The 17598-nt window shown below is 73.4% G+C and carries 16 protein-coding genes and 1 pseudogene; 13 read left to right on the forward strand and 4 right to left on the reverse strand.

From position 1 onward, the window contains the following. Positions 1-760, reverse strand: a pseudogene (locus ABD324_RS02415) (hypothetical protein); the annotation flags it as partial. A gap of 157 nt (positions 761-917) precedes the next feature. Here ABD324_RS02415 and ABD324_RS02420 point away from each other — a divergent pair. Continuing rightward, on the forward strand, positions 918-2276 hold the full coding sequence (locus ABD324_RS02420) for an MATE family efflux transporter (RefSeq protein WP_344411857.1): 1359 nt from the start codon (positions 918-920) through the stop codon (positions 2274-2276). Here ABD324_RS02420 and ABD324_RS02425 read toward each other — a convergent pair. Together ABD324_RS02425 and ABD324_RS02430 are read right to left on the reverse strand one after the other, a co-directional pair. Continuing rightward, positions 2206-3885 (reverse strand): sensor histidine kinase, encoded by a 1680-nt coding sequence (locus ABD324_RS02425; RefSeq protein WP_344411990.1) that lies wholly within the window; start codon positions 3883-3885, stop codon positions 2206-2208. The two genes, ABD324_RS02420 and ABD324_RS02425, sit on opposite strands and share 71 nt — an antisense overlap. An 18-nt stretch (positions 3886-3903) precedes the next feature. Further along, complete coding sequence (locus ABD324_RS02430) at positions 3904-5310, reverse strand: cation:dicarboxylate symporter family transporter (protein ID WP_344411858.1); 1407 nt, start codon at positions 5308-5310, stop codon at positions 3904-3906. Between the two features lie 117 nt (positions 5311-5427). On the opposite strand from ABD324_RS02430, the gene ABD324_RS02435 reads away from it, so the two are divergent. From ABD324_RS02435 to dapB, 10 genes are all read left to right on the forward strand, one after another. Continuing rightward, positions 5428-6087 carry a response regulator gene (locus ABD324_RS02435; protein ID WP_344411859.1) on the forward strand — a complete coding sequence of 220 codons (660 nt, stop codon included), beginning with the start codon at positions 5428-5430 and terminating at the stop codon, positions 6085-6087. A 95-nt stretch (positions 6088-6182) separates the two neighbouring features. Then, on the forward strand, positions 6183-7007 hold the full coding sequence (truB, locus tag ABD324_RS02440) for a tRNA pseudouridine(55) synthase TruB (RefSeq protein ID WP_344411992.1): 825 nt from the start codon (positions 6183-6185) through the stop codon (positions 7005-7007). 27 nt (positions 7008-7034) lie between these two features. Further along, positions 7035-7961, forward strand: a complete 927-nt coding sequence (locus tag ABD324_RS02445; protein ID WP_344411860.1) for a bifunctional riboflavin kinase/FAD synthetase — start codon at positions 7035-7037, stop codon at positions 7959-7961. Positions 7962-8044: 83 nt separating this feature from the next. Beyond that, entirely contained in the window at positions 8045-8629 is a 585-nt protein-coding gene (locus ABD324_RS02450; RefSeq protein ID WP_344411861.1) for a helix-turn-helix domain-containing protein, read from the forward strand. Between the two features lie 154 nt (positions 8630-8783). Beyond that, on the forward strand, positions 8784-9053 hold the full coding sequence (rpsO, locus tag ABD324_RS02455) for a 30S ribosomal protein S15 (protein WP_344411863.1): 270 nt from the start codon (positions 8784-8786) through the stop codon (positions 9051-9053). Positions 9054-9265: 212 nt separating this feature from the next. Further along, positions 9266-11530: a polyribonucleotide nucleotidyltransferase gene (locus ABD324_RS02460; protein ID WP_344411865.1), complete on the forward strand. Its 2265-nt coding sequence runs from the start codon at positions 9266-9268 to the stop codon at positions 11528-11530. Positions 11531-11592: 62 nt separating this feature from the next. After that, positions 11593-12828: a M16 family metallopeptidase gene (locus tag ABD324_RS02465; protein ID WP_425565711.1), complete on the forward strand. Its 1236-nt coding sequence runs from the start codon at positions 11593-11595 to the stop codon at positions 12826-12828. Between the two features lie 155 nt (positions 12829-12983). Beyond that, a complete protein-coding gene (locus ABD324_RS02470; protein ID WP_344411867.1) occupies positions 12984-13517 on the forward strand; it encodes a hypothetical protein in 534 nt (177 codons plus the stop codon). Continuing rightward, the gene (locus tag ABD324_RS02475) at positions 13487-13963 is read left to right on the forward strand and encodes a DUF456 domain-containing protein (RefSeq protein ID WP_344411868.1); all 477 of its coding nucleotides are present in this window, start codon (positions 13487-13489) and stop codon (positions 13961-13963) included. The genes ABD324_RS02470 and ABD324_RS02475 overlap by 31 nt, the downstream gene beginning before the upstream one ends. Before the next feature lie 96 nt (positions 13964-14059). Beyond that, positions 14060-14800 (forward strand): 4-hydroxy-tetrahydrodipicolinate reductase, encoded by a 741-nt coding sequence (gene dapB, locus ABD324_RS02480; protein WP_344411869.1) that lies wholly within the window; start codon positions 14060-14062, stop codon positions 14798-14800. Here dapB and ABD324_RS02485 read toward each other — a convergent pair. Next, a complete protein-coding gene (locus ABD324_RS02485) occupies positions 14786-15319 on the reverse strand; it encodes a GNAT family N-acetyltransferase (RefSeq protein ID WP_344411994.1) in 534 nt (177 codons plus the stop codon). The two genes, dapB and ABD324_RS02485, sit on opposite strands and share 15 nt — an antisense overlap. Before the next feature lie 77 nt (positions 15320-15396). Here ABD324_RS02485 and ABD324_RS02490 point away from each other — a divergent pair, with 77 nt between their 5' ends. Together ABD324_RS02490 and ABD324_RS02495 are read left to right on the forward strand one after the other, a co-directional pair. Then, positions 15397-16341, forward strand: coding sequence for an EamA family transporter (locus ABD324_RS02490; protein WP_344411870.1), 945 nt, complete (start codon positions 15397-15399; stop codon positions 16339-16341). A gap of 23 nt (positions 16342-16364) precedes the next feature. Further along, entirely contained in the window at positions 16365-17588 is a 1224-nt protein-coding gene (locus ABD324_RS02495) for a winged helix-turn-helix domain-containing protein (RefSeq protein WP_425565712.1), read from the forward strand. Positions 17589-17598 lie beyond the last annotated feature (10 nt).

A 17598-nucleotide genomic window follows, 5' to 3' on the forward strand; every position in this document is an offset into this window, starting at 1 on the left:
GCGTGGTGGGTGGCGTCGTGGTCGGTGGGGGTGTGGTGGTCGGGACCGTCGTTGCTGTGGTCGTCGGGATGGTCGTCGAGGTGGTCGCGGTGGTGGTGGGTGGCGGCGTGGGGGAGGTCGGGATCGGCGGCCGGGTCCGGGTCGGCGGCGCTCCCGGCGCGTCGGCCTCCGGCGAGACCGCCACCGGTGCCCGGACCGGGCGGTAGGTGCACATCGTCACCGCGAACCGGGTCGCCTCGGTCTGTGCGACCGCGACCGCGACGTCGGCGCGCACGGCGCCGGCCGGCGCGACGAACCGGTCCCCGATCCGCGTGTACAGGTCTCCTTCACGGACCGTGATCCACCGGCCGCGGGCCCGGCCGAGCGATGCCCCGGCCTCGTCGAACCAGGTCGTCTCCACCCGCGCGGCGGAGGTCGCCGCCGCTCGGACGTCGAAGGTCATGTCCCAGAGGCCGTCGCCGGTGACGCTGCGGGAGGGGCCGTGGACGAGGGTCCGCGGCCGGGCCGGGTCGACCACCAGCTCGTGCAGGGCGACGATGTGCCCGACCGTCGCGGCCCGTCGGCCTTGGTCACGGGCCGCAACGTCCCAGCCGGCCAGGTCCGTGGCGAGGATCGGGTTGCCGCAGCCGTTGCCGGGGCTTCCGGACACGGTGGGGCGGGTGGCCGACGGCGCCCCGGATGCGGACGCACCGGACAGCGCGCCCAGTAGGGCGACCGAGGCCAGTGCGGTCACAGCGGCGCGACGGAGTGGGCGCGACATTCAACTCCCATGATCGACAAAAATGAGCCCGGTGATCATGTCGTCCGGATGCCGCGGGGTCAGCGACTATTTGGGTGATGGATGGGGCTGCTGAGTGTGTTGTGACGCAAGGGTTGGCGGCGATGTCGCCCGGCGCGGAGCGCGGGAGGATGATCGGGTGGTGGAACGGCGCCGGCGGCTCGAGGAGGACGGGGGACCCGACGGACGCCCGCTCGCCCGGCAGGTCGCCCGGCTGTCCCTGCAGGCGCTGCCGGTGCTGGCGGCGGAGCCGTTGTACGTCCTCGTCGACACCGCGGTGGTCGGGCGGCTCGGGGCGGTGGCGCTGGCCGGGCTCGCGGTCGCCGGGGTGCTGTTCGCGCAGGTCACGACGGCGCTCAACTTCCTCTCCTACGGCACGACCGCCCGCTCGGCGCGGCTGCACGGGGCGGGGGACCGGGCGAAGGCGGTCACCGAGGGCGTGCAGGCCACGTGGGTGGCGATCGCCGTCGGGGTGCTGGTGCTCGTCGTCGGGCAGATCGTGGCGCGGCCGGTCGCGAACGCCCTGGGCGACGGCGGGGCGGTCGCCGACGCGGCCGTCGGTTGGCTGCGGACGGCCCTGTTCGGCGCCCCGCTGATCCTCGTGACCCTCGCCGGCAACGGCTGGATGCGCGGGGTGCAGGACACCGCTCGCCCGCTGCGGTACGTGCTGGCCGGCAACGGCCTGTCCGCGGTGCTCTGCCCGGTCTTCGTGCACGTCCTGGGCTGGGGCCTGGAGGGCTCGGCGATCGCCAACGTGATCGCGCAGGTGATCGTCGCGAGCCTGTTCCTGTCGGCGATCGCACGGGAGAGGCGCACGCATCCCGAGGTGTCCCTGCGGCCCGACCTGGGCGTGATCCGCGCGCAGCTGACCATGGGCCGGGACCTGGTCCTGCGCACCGCCGGCTTCCAGATCTGCTTCCTCTCGGCGACGGCGGTGGCCGCGCGGTTCGGGCCCGCGTCCGTGGCCGCGCACCAGGTCGTCCTGCAGCTGTGGAACTTCCAGTCCCTGGTGCTCGACGCCGTCGCGATCGCCGCGCAGGCGCTGGTCGGGGCGGCCCTCGGCGCGAACGGGGCCGACCGGGCGAAGGCGATCGCCGCGCAGGTCACCCGTTACGGGCTCTGGATGGGGCTGGTCTTCGGGGTGCTGTTCGCCGCGCTCGCCGGCGTGCTGCCGCACGTCTTCACCGGTGATCCGGCCGTGCTCGCCGCCGTGCCCGCCGCCTGGTGGTTCTTCGTGGCGATGCAGCCCGTGGCCGGGGTGGTGTTCGCGATCGACGGTGTCCTGCTCGGCGCGGGCGACGCCGCGTTCCTGCGCACGACGACCCTGGTCGCGGCGCTGGCGGGGTTCCTCCCGCTGATCTGGATCTCCCTCGCCGCCGGCTGGGGGCTGGTCGGCATCTGGACCGGCCTGAGCGTGTTCATGCTGGTCAGGCTGGTGGCGGTGCTGCTGCGGACGCGGTCGGGACGCTGGGCCGTGACGGGCGCTCCGGCAGCCTGATCGTGAAGACGGTGCCGGAGGCGCCCGTCGGTCCGGTGCCGGAGGCGCCCGTCGGTCCGGTGCCCGGGTTCCGGGGCTCGACCGTGATCGTCCCGCCCAGGCGTCGGACGATCCGCGCCACCAGGGCGAGGCCGATGCCCCGCGGGCGGTCCGGGCGGGCGGTCTTGGTGGAGAAGCCGTGTTCGAAGACGTCGTCGACGGTGTCCGGTGGGATGCCGGGGCCGGTGTCGGCGACCTCGATGACGCCCGGGGCCAGCCGCACCTCGACCGCCGGAGCCACGTCCATGGCGTTGTCGACCAGGTTCCCCACCAGCGTGACGAGGTCGTCCGGCGCCAGGTCGTAGGGGTCGTCGGTCTCGTCGTGGACGGTGAAGGCGATGCCGCGCTCGGCCGCCGTCCACGCCTTGTCGGTGAGCAGCGCGGCGAGCACGGGATCGTGGACGGTCTCCAGTGCCGGCCCGCGGGCGCGGTCGACGGCGGCGGTGCCGGCCCGCAGGGCGTCCGCGGTGTCGCCGAGCTGCACCAGCGTGAGCACGGTCTGCATCCGGTTCGCGAACTCGTGGGCCTGGTCGGCGAGCATGTGGGCCCGGCCGCGGGCCTCGTCGCGCTGGGCGAGCACGCCGGACAGTTCGGTGCGGTCCCGCAGGGTGACCACGCGGGTGCCGTCGCCTGCGCGGGGCCCGGCCGCGGTGCGGGAGAGCAGCAGGACCCGCTCGCCGGCCAGCGTCACGGTGTCGCGCACGTCGTCGATTCCGCCGGTCGCGAGCCGGGTGACCGCCCGCAGCGCCGGGTCGACGCCCAGCTCGACCAGCCGCCGTCCCTCCACGGGCTGGTCCGGCGCGAACCCGAGCAGCCGGCGGGCCTCGGTGTTCATCACGACGACGGCACCGTCGCGGTCGAGGACCATCAGGCCCTCGCGGACGGCGCGCAGCACGGCGTCGTGGTGGGTGTAGGCGGCGGCGATCTCCTCCGGCTCCAGCCCGAGGGTCTGCCGGCGGACCCGGCGGGCGAGCAGCCAGGCGAGGAACGAGCCGAGGGCGACGGCGGCCGCCGCCACCGCGATGATCCACGGCAGCTCACGGGCGGCCAGGGCGCTGATCCGCGTCTCCAGGACGCCGACGGACACCAGCCCGACGACCTGGCCGCCCGACAGCACCGGCACGACGGTCCGCACGGAGGGCCCGAGTGTGCCCGGGTAGTCCTCGGTGACGGTCCCGCCGGCCAGTGCGGGGGCGATCGTGCCCTGGTAGAGGCCACCGATCCGGTCCGGTTCGGCGTGGCTGTACCGGATGCCGTCCCGGGTCATGACGACGACGAACGCGGTCCCCGTCGCCGCCTGCACCCGCTCCGCGAGGGGCTGCAGCGTCTGTGAGACGACCAGCGGATCGCCACCGCGGACCACGGCGTCGACCACCACCGGGTCCGAGGCGACGGACCGGGCGGTGGCCTGGGTGAGCCGGCCTGCGGCGGCGGACTCGATCTCCTTCGCGCCGAGCATCCCGAGCGCCGCGACCCCGCCGACGGTCACCAGCACCGTCACCACCTGCATCAGCAGCAGGCGGCGGGTGAGCCGGGAACCGCGGCGGGGCACGGAGGCGGAGCCGACCATGGGCACAGTCGGATCCTGCTACACCGTGGCCGGTTCGCGCTTCTCGGCGGACTCGTCCTCCGCCGCCTTCTCGTCGCGCCTCCCGTGCTCCAGCTCCATCGCCTCGTTGACCAGCGACGGATCGTCGAGGACCGCCTTGAGCCGGTCGCGGTCCAGCTCGCCCTGCCAGCGGGCGATGACCAGCGTGGCGACCACGTTGCCGATGCAGTTGGTGAGCGCGCGGCCTTCGCTCATCACCCGGTCGATCCCGATGATGAGCGCGATCCCGACGGCGATCGCCTCGGCCGAGAAGAACTCCCCGCCGAAGGCCTGCAGCGACGCGGCGAGCGTGACCAGGCCGGCGCCGGTGATGCCCGCGGCACCCTTCGACGTCAGCACCATGAGCAGCGCCAGGCCGATCTGCAGCGCGATCGGCAGGCTCTCGTTGCCCGCCTGGATGATGAACAGGGCGCCGAGCGTGAGGTAGATGCAGGTGCCGTCGAGGTTGAACGAGTAGCCGGTCGGGATGACCATGCCGACCGTCTGTTTGGACGCGCCCGCCGCCTCGAGCTTGGTGAGCAGCCGCGGCAGCACCGACTCCGACGACGACGTGCCGACGATGATCAGCAGCTCGTCCTTGATCAGCCGGATGACCTTGAAGATGTTGAACCCGGCCCACCAGGACACCAGCCCGAGCACCGCGATGACGAAGAACGCGCAGGTGCCCCAGAAGACGCCCATGAGCTTGACGAGGTTGGTCAGCGAGCCCGCGCCGAACTGCGCGACGGTGTAGGCCATGCCGCCGAAGGCCGCGACCGGCGCCGCCCACATGATCAGCTTGATGATGCCGAAGATGACCTTCGCGATGGTCTCGATCGAGCCGACGATCCGCGTGCGCAGCGGCGCCGCCATCAGCGACACGGAGCAGGCGGTGAGGATCGCCAGCACGAGGACGCGCAGCACCTCGTTCTCGACGAACGGGCCGAGGAAGCTGGTCGGCAGCAGGTCGCCCAGCAGGAACCCGGTGATGCCGCCCTGGTCGGCGCTCGCGCCGCCCTCGACCTGCTTGGCCGCGGACGCCAGCGCGCTCGCGCTCGGCTGCCCGGTGAACCCGGAGCCCGGGGCGAAGATGTTGGCCGCCAGCAGCCCGATGGTCAGCGCCACCACCGTCGCGACCAGGAAGTAGAACAGGGCGCGGAGCGCGAGGCCGCCGGCGCGGGCCAGGTTGCCGATCGAGGCGATGCCGACGACGACCGTGCAGAAGATGACCGGGGCGACGATCACCTTGATCATCTGGATGAACCCGTCGGCCAGCCACTTCACGCCCTTGGCCGGCTCGGGCGCGACCAGCCCGAACACGATGCCGAGGGCGATGCCGATGAGCACCCAGAACCAGAGCTGGGTGTAGAACCGCTTCCGGGGCGGGCTGGCGGTAGCCGTTGTCATGCGTCCTCCTCGACGTCCGGTGACGGAACGGTAGGAACGTGACGCGCGCCATGTCAGGACGCACGGGTCCATAATTGGGCGGGCCTTGAGGTTTCGCAGGACGGGAGCATTCGGACGATGCGGGCGCTTCTCGTCGAGGACGACGCGGTGCTGGGGGCGGCGGTCGTCCGCGCGCTGACCGGGGAGGGCTTCCGGGTCCGGCACGTGACCAGCGGGGCCGCGGCGCTGGCAGAGGTGGCCGCGGACGAGCCGGACGTCGTCCTGCTGGACATGGGCCTGCCGGACCGGGACGGGATCGGGGTGTGCCGGGGGATCCGCGAGATCAGCCGGGTGCCGATCATCGCGGTGACGGGCCGCGGGGCGGTCGACGCGCGGGTGGCCGGGCTGCGCAACGGGGCGGACGACTACATCGTCAAGCCCTTCCTGGTCGAGGAGCTCCTCGCCCGGATCGACGCCGTGCTGCGCCGCACCCGCGGGCTCGGGGTGGCCCCCGCCGTCGTCGCGGGGGACGTGGAGATCGACCTGGCGCGCCGCTCCGTCACCGTGGCGGCGGCCGAGATCACGTTGGCGCGCAAGGAGTTCGACCTGCTCGCCGCCCTGGCCCGCCGCGAAGGGGCCGTCGTGGCGCGCGACGAGCTGCTCGACGAGGTGTGGGGCGCGACCGATGCCTCCGCACGGCGGACGCTCGAGGCGCACGTGGCCCTGGTGCGGTCGAAGCTGGGGAGGCCCGAGGTGATCGTGACGGCGCGTGGGGTGGGGTACCGGCTCGGGAAGTAGGGTCCCGGCTCGTGCCCAGGGTCGACTCCGCCAGCTCCGCCTCCGTGCCCGATCTCGCCGCCGGCGGACTCGTCGTCGTCGACAAGCCCGGTGGGATGACCTCCCACGACGTCGTCTCCCGGCTCCGCCGGATCCTGCGCACCCGCAAGGTGGGCCACGCAGGCACGCTCGACCCGATGGCCACCGGCGTGCTGGTCTGCGGGGTCGACCGCGGCACCAAGCTGCTCGGGCACCTCGCGCTCGACACCAAGGCGTACGCGGCGACGATCCGGCTCGGAGCGTCGACGACGACCGACGACGCCGAGGGGGAGGTACTCGCCGAGAGCCCGGTCGACGTCTCCGACGAGGCGATGGCCGCCGGGATAGCCACGCTGACCGGCGACATCATGCAGGTCCCGTCCTCGGTCAGCGCCGTGAAGATCGACGGGCAACGGGCCTACGCGCGGGTCCGGGCGGGGGAGGACGTGGTCATCCCGGCGCGCCCGGTGACCGTCTCGGAGTTCACTCTCCTCGAGCGGCGGGGCGCCGATCTCGACGTGGTGGTCTCCTGCACCTCGGGGACGTACGTGCGTGCCTTGGCCCGGGACCTCGGTGCCGGGCTCGGTGTCGGCGGGCACCTGACCGCGCTGCGCCGCACCCGGGTCGGGCCCTTCGACCTCACCCACGCCCGGACCCTCGAGCAGCTCGAGGCCGATCCGGCGCTGTCGCTCGACCTCGCCGGGGCCGTCGCCACCGCCTTCCCGCGCCGGGACGTCGACGCCTCCGCCGCCGTCGACGTCGGGCACGGGAAGCGGCTGGCCGCGGCCGGGCTGCCCGGCACCTACGGCGTGTTCGCGCCGGACGGGCGGGTGCTCGCCCTGATGGCCGACGCGGGGGAGCTCGCGAAGCCTGTGGTGGTGCTCGCCCCCGCGGGCTCCTAGGTACCGGGGTTCCGTAGGCTTCCGCGCGTGGAACGGTGGCGGGGACTCGAGGCGGTGCCCTCCGGATGGGGCCGCAGCGTCGTGACCGTCGGGGTCTTCGACGGCGTGCACCGCGGGCACCGGCAGCTGATCGAGCGGGCCGTCGGGCTCGGTCGCGAGCGGGGCCTGCGCAGCGTCGTCGTGACGTTCGACCCGCATCCCTCCGAGCTGGTCCGCCCGGGCTCGCACCCGGCCGCGCTGACCACCCTGGAGCGGCGCGCGGCCCTGGTGGCGGACGCGGGGGCGGACGCGTTCTGCGTCATCCCCTTCACCGGGGAGCTGGCCCGGATGGACCCGGCCGAGTTCGCCCACGAGGTGCTGGTGGACCGGCTGCACGCCGCCGTCGTGGTCGTGGGCGCGAACTTCACGTTCGGCTACCGCGCGGCGGGCGACATCACGACGCTGCGCGAGCTGGGGGAGCGGTTCGGCTTCGCCGTCGAGGCCCTGGACCTGATCAGCGACGCGGGCGTGACCTTCTCCTCGACCTACATCCGTTCGTGCATCGACGCGGGGGACATGGCCGCCGCGGCGGCGGCGCTGGGCCGGCTGCACCAGGTCGACGGCGTGGTCGTCCACGGCGACAAACGGGGCCGTGAGCTGGGGTTCCCCACCGCGAACGTCTCGGTGGCCGCGCACACCGCGCTGCCCGCGGACGGGGTGTACGCGGGCTGGTTCGGCCTGGGCGACCGGCGGCTGGCGGCGGCGGTCTCGGTGGGCACCAACCCGACGTTCTCCGGCAAGGTCCGCACCGTCGAGGCCTACGTGCTCGACGTGGACGAGGACTTCTACGGCCACGAGGTCACCGTCGAGTTCGCGCACCGGCTGCGGGGGCAGGAGCGCTTCGACGGGATCGACCCGCTGATCGAGCAGATGAAGGCGGACGTGGCGCGGACCCGCGAGCTGCTGGGGGCCTGAGAGGAGCCTGCGGAACGAAGCATCCGGCCCTGAATTCTGCCGTTTCGCCACGGGGGGCGTGTCCCGGATGCCAGCATCCGGGCATGAGCAGCAGGGACGAGCGCACCCTCCGGGGCGACCGGCTGGCGGCGCAGGTCGCGGAGAATCGGGCGCGCCAGGCCGAGATCTACGGCGAGCCGCTCGTCGAGCGGGTGCACCGGATCGTGCGGTCGCTCGGCACCACGCAGGCCCGGCTCGCCGAGGCGCTGGGGATGAGTCCCGCGATGCTGTCCCAGCTCGTCGGCGGCCGGCGCGTGAAGATCGGCGATCCCGCTGTCCTCTCCCGCCTGGCGATGCTGCACGAGCGGTGCGCGCGCCCGGTGCCGACGAGCGAGGTCCCGGCGCTGCTCGCGCAGGTGCGGGCCACCGTCGCGGCCTGGCAGGAACACCCGCCGAACCTCGGGACGAGCCCGGCGCGGGTGCCGCGGCGGGCCGGGCCGGTTCCCGGGGTCCCGGCGCGGGACCCGGTCACGGTGGCGGCCGAGGCGTTGCGCGGGATCGCCGGGCCCGCGCGGCTCGTCGCGGCGGCGGCGCAGCTCGGTCCCGGCTTCCCGGAGCTCGCCGAGCTCCTGCGGCAGGCCGCCGGCACCCGCCGGGAGACCGTTCGCCGCCGTCCGCACCCCGCCTGACCGGCCCGGACGGGTGGGTCGGCGCGGTCGCGACGGGGCGCGCTGGTAGCCTTCGACGTGGGTCCGGCTGCTGTCCGCGGCGGCTGTGACCGGCTTCCCGCCCCGGCTGTCCGGGCGCGGGCCCCGCGGACGTCACCGAAGAAGGAGCACCACCGTGGCACTCACCGCCACCGACAAGAAGACGATCCTCGACGAGTACGGCACCCACCAGGGTGACACCGGCTCGCCCGAGGCCCAGGTCGCGCTGCTCACCAAGCGCATCAGCGACCTCACCGAGCACCTCAAGCAGCACAAGCACGACCACCACAGCCGTCGTGGCCTGCTGCTCATGGTCGGCCGCCGCCGCCGGCTGCTCAAGTACCTCGCCTCGGTCGACGTGCAGCGGTACCGCGCGCTGATCGAGCGCCTCGGCCTGCGCCGCTGAGCACCCCCGGTGCCGGGGCGGCAGCCGCCGCCCCGGCCCCGGAGCACAACTGAAGAAAGACCCCGCCACACCGGCCCCCTGAGAAGATCCGCCGGTCCTCGGTAGTGGCTTCCGGAACCCGATGTCCCGGAGGCTTCGATCGAAGGCCGGCCCCGCGGAGGATCGCCAGGGGCGAGGTGGCAAAGACGCTCTCAGAGGAGAGAACCCACTTCATGACCGATTCCATCGATCAGGACGGCGTGCACGAGAGCACCGCCGTCATCGACAACGGCTCGTTCGGCACCCGCACGGTGCGCTTCGAGACCGGCCGGCTGGCCCGCCAGGCCGCCGGGTCCGTCGTCGCCTACCTCGACGACGAGACCATGCTGCTGTCCGCCACCACGGCGTCGAAGCAGCCCAAGGAGCACTTCGACTTCTTCCCCCTCACGGTGGACGTCGAAGAGCGCATGTACGCCATCGGCAAGATCCCCGGCTCGTTCTTCCGCCGCGAGGGTCGCCCGAGCACGGACGCGATCCTCACCTGCCGGCTCATCGACCGGCCGCTGCGCCCGTCGTTCGTCGACGGCCTGCGCAACGAGATCCAGATCGTCGTCACCGTGATGTCGCTGGACCCGCAGGACCCGTACGACGCGCTCGCGATCAACGCCGCCTCGGCGTCGACGCAGCTGTCCGGCCTGCCGTTCTCCGGCCCGATCGGCGGCGTCCGCGTCGCCCTGATCGACGGCCAGTGGATCGCGTTCCCGCAGCACGAGGACCTGCAGCGGGCTGTGTTCGACATGGTCGTCGCGGGCCGCATCGTGGGCGACGACGTGGCGATCATGATGGTGGAGGCCGAGGCCACCACCTCGACGATCGAGCTCGTCGCCGGGGGCGCCCAGGCGCCCACCGAGGCGGTCGTGGCGCAGGGCCTGGAGGCGGCCAAGCCGTTCATCCGCAGCCTGTGCATCGCCCAGCAGCAGCTGGCGGACGTGGCGGCCAAGCCGGTCCGCGAGTACCCGACGTACCCGGCCTACCAGCCGGACGCGTTCTCCGCCGTCGAGAAGGCCGCCTCGGCCGACCTGGCCGCCGCCCTGGCGATCGGGCCGAAGCAGGAGCGCGAGGCGAAGACCGACGAGGTCAAGCTCTCGGTGCTCGACTCGCTCGGCGCGCAGTTCGAGGGTCGCGAGAAGGAGCTGGGCGCCGCGTTCCGGTCGCTCAACAAGAAGCTCGTGCGCCAGCGCATCCTGCGCGACAAGGTCCGCATCGACGGCCGTGGGCTCACCGACATCCGGCCGCTCTCGGCCGAGGTCGAGGTCGTCCCGCGGGCGCACGGCTCGGCGCTGTTCGAGCGCGGCGAGACCCAGATCATGGGTGTCACCACGCTGAACATGCTGCGCATGGAGCAGCAGATCGACTCGCTGGGGCCGGAGACGCACAAGCGCTACCTGCACCACTACAACTTCCCGCCGTACTCGACCGGTGAGACCGGTCGCGTCGGGTCGCCGAAGCGCCGCGAGATCGGCCACGGCGCGCTGGCGGAGCGGGCCCTGCTGCCCGTGCTGCCCACGCGCGAGGAGTTCCCGTACGCGATCCGCCAGGTGTCCGAGGCTCTCGGCTCCAACGGCTCGACGTCCATGGGCTCGGTCTGTGCCTCCACGATGGCGCTGTTCAACGCCGGTGTGCCGCTGAAGGCGCCGGTCGCGGGCATCGCCATGGGTCTGGTGTCCGACGAGGTCGACGGCAAGACGTCCTACGTCGCGCTGACCGACATCCTCGGCGCCGAGGACGCGTTCGGCGACATGGACTTCAAGGTCGCCGGCACACCGGAGTTCGTCACGGCGCTGCAGCTCGACACGAAGCTCGACGGCATCCCGTCCGAGGTCCTGGCCGCGGCGCTGTCGCAGGCCAAGGACGCCCGGATGACGATCCTCGAGGTCATCGGCGAGGCCATCGACGGCCCGGACGAGATGAGCACCTACGCGCCGCGGGTCACCGCCATCAAGGTGCCCGTCGACAAGATCGGCGAGGTCATCGGCCCGAAGGGCAAGATGATCAACTCGATCACGGAGAAGACCGGCGCGGACATCTCCATCGAGGACGACGGCACCATCTACGTCGGTGCGGCGGACGGCCCCTCGGCGGAGGAGGCGATCGGCATGATCAACGCCATCGCCAACCCGCAGCTGCCGAAGATCGGCGAGCGCTTCCTGGGCACGGTCGTCAAGACCGCCGCCTTCGGCGCCTTCGTCTCGCTGGTCCCCGGCAAGGACGGCCTGGTCCACATCTCGAAGCTCGGCAACGGGAAGCGGATCGGCAAGGTCGAGGACGTCTGCAAGGTCGGTGACAAGATCCGCGTCGAGGTCACCGACATCGACAACCGGGGCAAGATCTCGCTGATCCCGGTCGTCGAAGACGGCGCTGCCGGCGCCGCGGCTCCGGCCGACGCGCCCGCCGACGCCCCTGCCGAGGAGCAGGCGCCGGCCGAGGTCTCCAGCTGACCTCCTCCGCACGTCAGGACGCCCCCGGGGTGGCTCGTACCGAGCTCCCCGGGGGCGTTCGCGTGCTCACCGAACACGTCCCCGGGGTGCGCTCCGTCGCGCTGGGGATCTGGATCGCCATCGGCTCCCGGGACGAGCGCCCGGACCAGGCCGGGGCGGCCCACTACCTCGAGCACCTGCTGTTCAAGGGCACGGGGCGGCGCACGGCGCAGGGCATCGCCGAGGAGATGGACGCGGTCGGCGGCGAGCTGAACGCGTTCACCGCCAAGGAGCACACCTGCTACTACGCGCACGTCCTCGACGAGGACCTGCCGCTGGCGCTCGACGTGCTGGCGGACGTCGTGACGAACGCCGAGCTCGCGCACACGGACGTCGAGCTCGAGCGGGGCGTCGTCCTCGAAGAGATCGCCATGCGGGACGACGATCCCGAGGACCTGCTCGGCGAGCTCTTCGACGAGACCCTGTTCGCCGGGCACCCGCTGGGCCTGCCGGTGATCGGCTCCGAGGAGTCGATCCGCGGGATGAGCCGCGAGACGCTGCACGAGTTCTGGCGCGGCGAGTACACGGCGCCGCGGATGGTGGTCGCGGCGGCGGGGAACCTGGACCACCAGCACGTCGTGGACCTGGCGGCGAAGGCCCTGGGATCGGACGGCGACGCGTCGCCCGTCGCGCCCCGGGCCGGTGGGCGGGGCCTGATCCCGGCCCGCAGGGCGCTCGCCCTGCGCACGGACGACTCCGAGCAGGCCCACCTGATGCTCGGCGTCCCCGGCCTCGACCGGCACGACCCGCGCCGCACCGTGCTGTCGGTGCTCAACACCGCGCTGGGCGGCGGGCTGTCGTCGCGGCTGTTCCAGCAGGTCCGGGAGCAGCGCGGACTGGCCTACCAGGTGTACTCGGCGCAGGTCTCCTACGCCGACGCCGGGGCGTTCACGGTGTACGCCGGGTGCGCCCCCGAGCGGCTCGGCGAGGTGGTCGGGGTGGTCCGGGACGTCCTGTCCGGCGTCGCCGCCGACGGTCTGACCGAGGCGGAAGTGCTGCGCGCCAAGGGATCCATGCGGGGCGGTCTGGTACTGGGCCTGGAGGACACGGCCTCGCGGATGACGCGCCTCGGCCGCTCCGAGCTCGACCACGGCCGCCAACGCACCCTCGCGGAGAGCCTGGCGAAGATCGACGCGGTCACCCCCACCCAGGTGGCGTCCCTGGCCGCGGAGCTCCTCACCCAGCCCCTCACCGCGGCGATCGTCGGCCCCTACGACGAGGTGGGCGACCTCCCGGCAGCCCTCCACGACCTCACCTGACCGCCGCTCACCCACGATCATCCCGCGAGTCGGCACTTTCGGTAGGCCGAAACACACGCTGACGACGTCGTGAGCGTGCAGGTCGGCCTCCAGAGCCTGTCGATGGTGGGCTCTGTCCACCTGCCGACTCACGGGCGCATCCGTAGGCTTCGATCATGCCGGCCTCGACCCATCGCGTCGACCATCCGGCCTGGCTGCGGGCCTGCCTGACCGGCACGGTCGTCGCGATCCTCGCCGCGGCCGTCACGGGTGGGGGTCTGGGCTGGGGTGGGGGCCTGCTGGTCGCGGTCGGGGCCGCCCTGCTCCACGACCTGCTGTTCGAGCGGCTGATCGTTCGGGCCGACGCGATCGTGCGGCTCGGCGTCTGGCGACGGCGGCGGGTCGCCTTCGCGGACGTCCGCGAGATCGACCTCGGCGGATCTCTCGGCGAGGACGACGACGAGGACTCCCCGCGGACGCTGCGGGCTTCGCCCGGCTCACCGACGGGACCGAGTTTCGGGAAGCGCCCGCCGAGAGAGCCGTTCCGCGGGCGCGGGTTCGCCGGGCGGGTCGAGGCGGTCGGTGTCGTGAGCGTGTGTTTCGGCCTACCGAATGTGCCGACTCGCGGGGTTGGGGACTGCGCGGGACAGAGGGTGGCGGGGCGCGGGATGATCGGGGCATGGTGCTGGGGCTGGTCGCGGGCGTGCTGATCGTCGCGGGGCTGATCGGGGTGGTGTCGCAGGTACTCCCGGGGCTCGTCGTGGTGCTCGCCGGGGTGGCCGTGTGGGCGATCCCGCGGGGCGACGCGCTGGGGTGGTGGATCTTCGGGATCGCCGCGGCCCTGCTCGTGCTCGGGACCGTGGTGAAGTACACCGTCCCCGGCAAGCAGCTCAAGGACGCCGGCGTGCCCGGGCGGTCGCTGCTGCTCGGGGCCGTGCTCGGGATCGTCGGGTTCTTCGTGATCCCGGTGGTCGGGCTGTTCCTCGGCTTCGTGCTCGGGGTCTACCTCGCGGAGCTGGCGCGGCTCGGGAGCTCGGCGGCCGCGTGGCCGTCGACCAAGCACGCGCTGCGGGCCGTCGGCTGGAGCATCGTCATCGAGCTGGCCGCGGCCCTGCTGATGACGGCGGCCTGGATCGTGGGGCTCGTCCTCGCCTAACCACCGCCGAGATGAACCTCAGGGCGATTTCGGCCATGATCGAATCGCCCTGAGGTTCATCTCGGCGGGGTGGGGGTGGCACGTAGGCTGACCGGCATGACACGCGTGGCGGTGCTGGGGGCGAAGGGACGCATGGGGTCCGAGGCGTGCGCGGCGGTCCGCGGCGCCGAGGGGCTCGAGCTCGTGGCCGAGATCGACGTCGACGACGCGCTGAGCGGCCTGGTCGACGCGAAGGCCGAGGTCGTCGTCGACTTCACCCAGCCCGCCGTCGTCCTGGACAACCTGCGGTTCTGCCTCGACAACGGGATCGCCGCCGTCGTCGGCACCAGCGGGTTCGATACCGCGAAGCTCGACACCGTGCGCGGATGGCTCGACGAGACGCCCGGCCACGTGCTGGTGGTGCCGAACTTCGGGGTCGGCGCGGTGCTGATGATGCACTTCGCGCAGCAGGCCGTGCGGTTCTTCGAGTCCGTCGAGGTCATCGAGCTGCACCACGAGAAGAAGGTGGACGCGCCGTCGGGCACCGCCGCGCGCACGGCCACCCTGCTGGCCGAGGCCCGCGCCGCCGCCGGCCTGGGAGCGGTGCCGGACGCCACGACGTCCGACCCGCTCGGCGCGCGCGGCGCGGACGTCGACGGGATCCGGGTGCACGCCGTCCGGATGCCGGGCCTGGTCGCCCACCAGGAGGTCATCCTCGGCGGGGCCGGCGAGGTCATGACCATCCGGCACGACTCGATGAACCGCGAGTCGTTCATGCCCGGGGTGCTGATGGCCGTGCGTGCGGTCGCGGACCGGCCCGGCCTGACCGTGGGGCTCGAGCCGCTATTGGGCCTCTAAGCGCAGGTCGAGCGTGCCGGTGTGGCGGATCTCACGGAGCGTGCCGTCCCCGGTGTCCAGGGTGCGCACGGCGCCGTCGGGCTTCCAGCCGGCGCGGGGGTAGAAGCGGCGCGAGGCGGTGTCGCCCTCCGGCACCCAGGCCCGGCCCTCGGCGGACCCCGCCTCGCGCAGGGCGGCCGCGGCGGTGGCGAGCAGTCGCCCGCCGTGCCCGCGCCGCCCCCAGCGGGGCTCCACGAGCAGGGTGCTGATCTCGGCGATCGACAGGTCCTTCTGCCCGGCGTAGTGCGCGGCCGCGCAGAACCCGACGACGTGGCTGCCCTCCTCGGCCACGAACACGTGGAACGGCTCACCGGCCGCGACCGCGTCCCGCCAGGCCTGGGTGGCCGCCTCGCTCGTCAGCTCGGCCAGGGCCGCTTCGGGGACGAACCCGGCGTAGGCGAGCCGCCAGGTGTCCGCCTGGATGCGGACGATCTCGGCGACGTCGTCGTCGGTGGCGCGGCGGACCGCGGCGAGGGCCATGCCGCATTCGTACACGGGGCCGCCGGTGACGATCGACACGGGGTGAAGGCAGCCGCACTCGTGGGACCGTTCTCGTCGTGAGGGGAACGACGACGCGTCAGGCCTGGGTGGGTCTCGTCGTCGTCTACCTGTTGTGGGGCTCGGTCTTCCTCTTCACCCGGCTGCTGATCACGGACGTCCCGCCGCTGCTGGCGGGCGCGGGGAGGTTCCTGGTCGGAGGGGCGGGACTCGGCGTGATCGTCCTCGCCTCGGCCGGGTCCGGCGGCTTCCGGATGTCGGCCCGACAGCTCGGCACGTCGATGCTCGCGGGGCTGCTGCTCCCGGCCTGGGGCAACGGGCTGGTGGGCATCGCGCAGACGCAGGTGCCCTCGGGGATCGCGGCGCTGCTGCTCGCGGTGGTGCCGCTGCTCATCGTGCTGCTGCGGCTGGCGTTCGGCGACCGGCCGCGGGCGGCGACGCTGGTCGGGGTGGCCGTCGGGATGCTCGGCCTGGCGACCCTGGTGCTCGCGGGCTCCGGATCGGGCGGGACCTCGGGGAACGCCTGGTGGGGGCCCTGGCTGGTGGTCCTGGCCGGGGTCGGCTGGGCCTGCGGCACCTTCGCGACCACGCGGATGGCGGTCCCGCCGAACCCGTACGCGATGGCCGCGGTGCAGATGTTCACCGGCGGCGTGATCATGACGGTCGTGGGGGTCGTGAGCGGCGCCCGCCTCGACGTCGCGGCCGTTCCGGCGTCGACCTGGTGGGTGTGGCTCGGGGCCGCGCTGTCGACGCTCGGCGGGTTCAGCGGCTACGCGATCGCGCTGCGCGGCCTCCCCGTGTCGACGGTCGCGACCTACGCCTACGTCAACCCGGTGCTGGCGGTGGTGCTCGGGATCGTGGTCGCGGGCGAACGGTTCTCCGTGCTGCAGCTCGTCGGTGGGCTGGTCGTGGTGCTCGCGGTGGTGCTGGTCGTGGCGGCCGAGCGGCGGCCCTCGGACCTCGGGGCAGGGGAGGAACCGCTGCCGGACGTGCCGCCGCGCTGAAACTGTCGGACCCCGCTGGCAGCATGCACCGCGTGCGGACGATCTCGGCGGACGTGGCGCGGCGGACGGCGCTGGCAGCCCAGGGCTTCGGCGACCCGCGGCCCGCGGGCCCGGTCACCCGGCGGCACCTGCAACGGGTGCTGGGCCGGGTCCAGCTGCTGCAGCTGGACTCGGTGAACGTGGCGGTCCGCGCCCACTACATGCCGGCCTTCAGCAGGTTGGGGTCCTACCCGCGATCCCTGCTCGACGAGGCGGCGTGGCGGCACACCGCGCGCCGGCCCCGGCTGATGGTCGAGTACTGGGCCCACGAGGCGAGCCTGCTGCCGATCGAGGACTGGCCGCTGCTGCAGTCCGGGGCGAAGCGTCCGGGCTGGTGGCGGCACTACGCGCAGCTGGCCGAGCGCGAACCCGGTCTGGTCGACGACGTGCTGGCGGCGGTCAAGGAGCTCGGCCCGGTCGGCGCCGGAACCTTGGAGACGGCGTTGGGCGCGGCGAGCCGGCCCCCGGGCGTCACCTGGTGGGAGCGGTCGGAGGTCAAGCGGATCTGCGAGTACCTGTTCGGCCTCGGGGCGCTCACGACCGGGACCCGGGTCAACTTCCAGCGGCTCTACGACCTGCCGGAACGGGTGCTGCCGCCGGAGATCCTGGCCGCGCACCCGATGGACCCGGCGGAGGCCGCGCGCGGGCTGGTCCGCCGGTCGGCGCAGGCGCTGGGCATCGGCACGGACGCGGACCTGCGGGACTACTACCGCCTCGGCCCCGCCGAGCACCGCCGGGCGGTCGCCGAGCTGGTCGAGGCGGGAGAGCTGGAGCAGGTCGCGGTGCGCGGCTGGCGCTCGCCGGCGTACCGGTGGCCCGCGGCCGCGGTGCCGCGGCGGATCACCGGGCGGGCGCTGCTGTGCCCGTTCGACCCGCTGATCTGGGAACGGGAGCGCACGGAACGGATCTTCGGCTTCCGCTACCGCATCGAGATCTACGTGCCGGAGCCTCAGCGCGAGTTCGGCTACTACGTCTTCCCGTTCCTGCTCGACGGGTCGCTGGTCGGGCGGGTCGACCTCAAGGCGGACCGGGCGGCCGGGGTGCTGCGGGTGCAGGGGGCGTTCGCCGAGCCCGGTGCGGAGCGGGCGCGGGTGGCGTCGGAGCTGGCGGGGGAGCTGCGCGAGATGGCGCGGTGGCTGGAGCTCGAGGGGGTCGTGGTGGGGGAGCGGGGCGATCTCGCCGCGGAGCTCCGGCTCGCGATGGGGTGAGACCCGCCGG

It is taken from the genome of Pseudonocardia ailaonensis, from assembly GCF_039531635.1.
Classification (GTDB): domain Bacteria; phylum Actinomycetota; class Actinomycetes; order Mycobacteriales; family Pseudonocardiaceae; genus Pseudonocardia; species Pseudonocardia ailaonensis.

Bases quoted from the DNA above. Each gene is read 5' to 3' on its own strand.
- ABD324_RS02425 (WP_344411990.1), bottom strand. From the start codon at position 3,885: ATGGTCGGCTCCGCCTCCGTGCCCCGCCGCGGTTCCCGGCTCACCCGC.
- ABD324_RS02430 (WP_344411858.1), bottom strand. From the start codon at position 5,310: ATGACAACGGCTACCGCCAGCCCGCCCCGGAAGCGGTTCTACACCCAG.
- ABD324_RS02435 (WP_344411859.1), top strand. From the start codon at position 5,428: ATGCGGGCGCTTCTCGTCGAGGACGACGCGGTGCTGGGGGCGGCGGTC.
- truB (WP_344411992.1), top strand. From the start codon at position 6,183: ATGACCTCCCACGACGTCGTCTCCCGGCTCCGCCGGATCCTGCGCACC.
- ABD324_RS02450 (WP_344411861.1), top strand. From the start codon at position 8,045: ATGAGCAGCAGGGACGAGCGCACCCTCCGGGGCGACCGGCTGGCGGCG.
- ABD324_RS02460 (WP_344411865.1), top strand. From the start codon at position 9,266: ATGACCGATTCCATCGATCAGGACGGCGTGCACGAGAGCACCGCCGTC.
- ABD324_RS02470 (WP_344411867.1), top strand. From the start codon at position 12,984: ATGCCGGCCTCGACCCATCGCGTCGACCATCCGGCCTGGCTGCGGGCC.
- ABD324_RS02475 (WP_344411868.1), top strand. From the start codon at position 13,487: ATGGTGCTGGGGCTGGTCGCGGGCGTGCTGATCGTCGCGGGGCTGATC.
- dapB (WP_344411869.1), top strand. From the start codon at position 14,060: ATGACACGCGTGGCGGTGCTGGGGGCGAAGGGACGCATGGGGTCCGAG.
- ABD324_RS02485 (WP_344411994.1), bottom strand. From the start codon at position 15,319: ATGGCCCTCGCCGCGGTCCGCCGCGCCACCGACGACGACGTCGCCGAG.
- ABD324_RS02495 (WP_425565712.1), top strand. From the start codon at position 16,365: ATGCACCGCGTGCGGACGATCTCGGCGGACGTGGCGCGGCGGACGGCG.